At 64.3% G+C, this 3,259-nt stretch carries 2 protein-coding genes and 2 pseudogenes; 2 read left to right on the top strand and 2 right to left on the bottom strand.

Translation table 11 applies throughout. The annotated features are described in order from the left end of the window. Both EN925_RS29225 and EN925_RS29230 read left to right on the top strand, forming a co-directional pair. Positions 1–345: pseudogene (locus tag EN925_RS29225) on the top strand (MCE family protein); the annotation flags it as partial. Beyond that, complete coding sequence (locus EN925_RS29230) at positions 326–1,033, top strand: ABC-type transport auxiliary lipoprotein family protein (protein ID WP_127370129.1); 708 nt, start codon at positions 326–328, stop codon at positions 1,031–1,033. The pseudogene EN925_RS29225 and the gene EN925_RS29230, both read left to right, overlap by 20 nt. Positions 1,034–1,085: 52 nt before the next feature. Here EN925_RS29230 and EN925_RS29235 read toward each other — a convergent pair whose 3' ends face one another. Both EN925_RS29235 and EN925_RS29240 read right to left on the bottom strand, forming a co-directional pair. After that, a complete protein-coding gene (locus EN925_RS29235) occupies positions 1,086–1,700 on the bottom strand; it encodes a 3'-5' exonuclease (protein ID WP_127370128.1) in 615 nt (204 codons plus the stop codon). 186 nt (positions 1,701–1,886) lie between these two features. Further along, positions 1,887–3,259: pseudogene (locus EN925_RS29240) on the bottom strand (kinesin); the annotation flags it as partial.

Consider the following 3,259-nt stretch of genomic DNA (forward strand, 5'->3'; position numbering starts at 1 on the left):
CAACGGCTCAACGATGCCTCGGTGCGGGTCGATGGCATTCTAGCCAAGGTCGATACCTTGCTCGGGTCGGGGCAGGCCGACGGCGTGATGGCGGATGCGAGGGCGACGCTGAAGTCGTTCAAGCAGGTTGCCGACACGCTGAATTCGCGCCTTGGCGTCATCACCGACAATCTGGCGCGATTCTCGGGCCAGGGGCTTTCGAACGTCGAAGCGCTGGTGCAGGACAGCCGCCGTTCGATCAGCCGCATCGAGGAGGCGGTAACCGATCTCAGCCGCAATCCGCAGCGCATCCTGTCGGGTGGCGACGGCGAGGTTCGGCAATTCGATGGCAGGGCGCGGCGTTGACTTCGGCGTCGGCGCGCCCCAGAAACATGAGCCGCGAAAGCGGGTCGATCTTACGATCCGGGGACAACGGGGATCGCGCGTGAAGTCTGTGTGGGTGAAAACGGGCGGGTTGACATCGGCTGCGGCACTGCTTGCTTTGACGCTGGCCGGCTGTGCGGCGTTGGGCGGCAAGCCCGCGCCGCTCGATACGTTCGAGCTGTCGGCGCCGTCGGTCGACGCGCTTGGCCACAGCCGCCGCCAGATCCTGATCGCGCAGCCGTCGGCGCTCAAGGCGCTGGACAGCCAGAACATCGTCATCAAACCGTCGGATCGTTCGATCCAGTATCTCAAGGGCGCGCAATGGGCCGACCGTCTGCCGCTGATCGTGCAGGCGCGGCTGGCCGAGACCTTCCAGCGCTCGGGCAGCTTTGCCGGCGTCGGCAAGCCGGGCGAGGGCCTGGCGATCGATTATCAGGTGATCGTCGAGATCCGCTCATTCGAGGTTCGGGTCGACGGCGGCGAACATGCCGAGGTCGATCTGTTCGTGCGGATACTGAACGATCGCAACGGCGAGGTCCGTGCTTCCAAGAGCTTCACCGCAGCCGCACCCGTCTCGGGCAGCGGCAATCCTGCTTATGTCAGCGCACTCGACAAGGCGTTCGGCGACGCCGCCGGGCAGATCGTGCGCTGGACGGATTCGGTGATCTGAGCGCGACGCGCGCCGGAATCCCACCAGGCTTCATCCGACCAGGCTTCTCTACCTACAAGTGGTCGAAGATCTCCGGCCGGAGCTTTCCGGTCTTCATCAGGTGCTGCAGGGTGTAGGTCACGGACAGCGCGTCATCGAGCGCATCGTGCCCCTGCAATGGCGGGTGCTTGACGCCGTAGTAATCCGCAAGCTTGTTGCTCGGCGTTCTCGCCAGATCCTCGATCGGCATTCCGGCTGCGATCAGCAGCTTGACGGTGTTGTCAAACCGGGTGGCCGGGATCGAAGGCTGAATGCCCGCGACATAGCAGCTGATGGCGATCATGCTCAATTCGTCCTTGCCCCAGGACCAGAATCGCGCCCCTTCGGAAAAACGATCGATGTCGGCGAGAGCATCCCCTAGTGCCACCCCTTTTGTCTCCAAATCTTCCTCGGTGATGCCGGTCAGTTTGGTGAAGAATGGGTCCAGGGCGTATCTCTGACCAAACCGGTCGACCGGTCTGATATAGGCCTTGTGTGTTCCGAGCAGGGGGAAGTCGCCTTCAAGTCCAAGCCTGACGGCGCCGATCTGTGCGATCACCGGGTCGGGATCGTGGGCCGCGCACCAGAATCTGCGTTGCGAGCCCTCCAGGCAAAGAAACTCGCAGTCGAAAATGATTGCCGTCTTCACGATCACACCCTGCGAGCGTTAGGGCAGCGGTACTGTGGATGAATTATGGCGCCGTCGGGAGATCGACTTAGGGCGGATTCCGAAGGCATCGATAGTCTTGCAAGACCTGTTGCGGGCAGGTTCAACGCGTGCCGGACGTTAGAGCAGGCACAGGCGGGACCATGGCCCGCCTGTTCAATTCCTGTCTTAGTGCAGGCGGCCGCTCGCATGCGCCAGCATGGTGTAGACCTTGCCGGTGTCCGACGTCAGGTAGGTCTGCGCCATGATGTTGTCGCGGTCGTTGCGCGAGACATCCTTGAGCAGCTTCTCGAAATCGTCGCAGTAGCGGTCGACGGCGGCGCGGAACTCGGCCTCGGCCTGATACTTGCGACGGATCTCGTCGAACGTCTGCTGACCCTTCAGCGTGTAGAGCCGCCTTGTGAACACGTCACGCTCGCCGCGCCGGTAGCGGTTCCACAGCTCGATCGAAGCATCGTGGTCGATGGCCCGCGCGATATCGACGGAGAGCGAGTTCAGCGATTCGACGACATGAAGGGGCGATCGCTGGGCAGGCGTAGCGCGGGGCGCTTCCGCAGTCGCTGGGGGAGCTGCCGACCTGAGGTCCTCATCGTTCGATGCCGCGGTCAGCAGATCGCGCACCCAGCCACCCTGCGGCGTGCGGGCGTTGGCATCGCCGCGCGGACGCGGTGCCGCCTCGGTCGGACGGTCAAGGTCGAGCGTGCCGCGCAATGCAGGGCCGCCCAAGGGCGCCTGAGGCGTGCGCAGGTCCGGCTGCGGTGCCGGTGCTCGGCGCGGCGGCTCGGCAGCGCGTGCGGCCGGCGCTTGCGGCGCCGGACGCAGGTTGCGTGGTTCGGACCCTTCACCGCCGCGGCCGGACTTGGCCACGATGTCCGAAAGCTCCTTCAGGGCGTTGATCTGCTCGGAAACGGCGCGGCGGATGGCCGAAGTCGATTCCTTGGCCTCTTCCGGCATTTCGATGACGCCCTTCTTGAGCTCGGCGCGGGTCAGGTCGAGCTCGCTCTTGATCGAGCCCGCGGTGCGCCGCATCTCCTCGGTCGCATCGGCAAAGCGCTTGGTTGCCGAGTCGACGACGTCGGTGATGGCGTTGCGGATCTTGTCGGCCGACTCCATCGCCTTGCCTTCGGCGTTCTGCAGCGTCTGGCCGACGAGATTTTCGAACGAGCGCATGACCCTTTCGAGATCTTCCGACTTCTTGACCAGGCCGACGGCGAGGTCTTCGAGCGACGACTGCCGTTCGAGCGTGTGTTCGAGGTTGCTCTGGGCCGAGAGCTCAACAGGTCCGAAGCACTGGACAGCAGGCGGCTGTGCTCGTCGAACTTGGTGGCAATCGACGCGACCTCGCGCAAGGTGGACGACGACAGTTCCGTCAGCCTAGTCGTGTTCGAATCGACCAGACGTGCCGAGCTGGCAAAGGTCTGCGCGGCCTTCTCGGTGGTCGCGGCGAAGCTTTGCGTGCTGCCGCTCAGGCGTTCATCGACCTGGCCGAGATTGACCGCGGCCTGCTCGATCAGCTGGCCGAGCTGCGAACTGGACTTGGT

This window comes from Mesorhizobium sp. M7A.F.Ca.US.006.04.2.1, from assembly GCF_004022915.1.
GTDB classification, from domain to species: domain Bacteria; phylum Pseudomonadota; class Alphaproteobacteria; order Rhizobiales; family Rhizobiaceae; genus Mesorhizobium; species Mesorhizobium ciceri.

What these genes read in the sequence shown, in the direction of transcription:
- EN925_RS29230 (WP_127370129.1), top strand. Translation starts at nt 326, where the DNA reads ATGGCAGGGCGCGGCGTTGACTTCGGCGTCGGCGCGCCCCAGAAACAT.